The organism is Streptomyces lothianensis (assembly GCF_047779955.1).
GTDB lineage: Bacteria > Actinomycetota > Actinomycetes > Streptomycetales > Streptomycetaceae > Streptomyces.
Genome location: NZ_JBLMKT010000144.1, coordinates 1 through 389 on the forward strand (window position 1 = coordinate 1; position 389 = coordinate 389).

Annotated in this window: 1 protein-coding gene; it reads right to left on the reverse strand. The window is 68.6% G+C overall.

Features of this window, described 5'->3' with window-relative positions:
- Positions 1–389: acyltransferase domain-containing protein (locus tag ACLF6P_RS29985; RefSeq protein WP_415954567.1), on the reverse strand; the 389-nt coding region annotated here is incomplete at both ends.

The following is a 389-nucleotide window of genomic DNA, read 5'->3' on the forward strand; positions in this document are numbered from 1 at the left end:
CTCGTCCAGCATGGGTTCCATGCGCGGCGAGTGGAACGCGTGGGAGACCTTCAGCCTCTTCGTCTTCTCGAACCGGGACGCGATCTCCTCGACCGCGTCCTCGGTACCGGAGATGACGACGGAGGCCGGGCCGTTGACCGCGGCGATCGACACACCGTCCGTGAGGAGGGGGAGGATCTCGGCTTCGGTTGCCTGGACAGCGACCATGGCGCCGCCGGTGGGCAGGGCCTGCATCAGCCTGCCCCGGGCAGCGACCAGCACGGCCGCGTCCTCCAGGGACCACACACCTGCCACATGAGCGGCGGCCAGCTCACCGATCGAATGCCCGAGGAGGTAGTCCGGGGTGATGCCCCAGTGCTCCATCAGCCGGAACAACGCCACCTCGACCG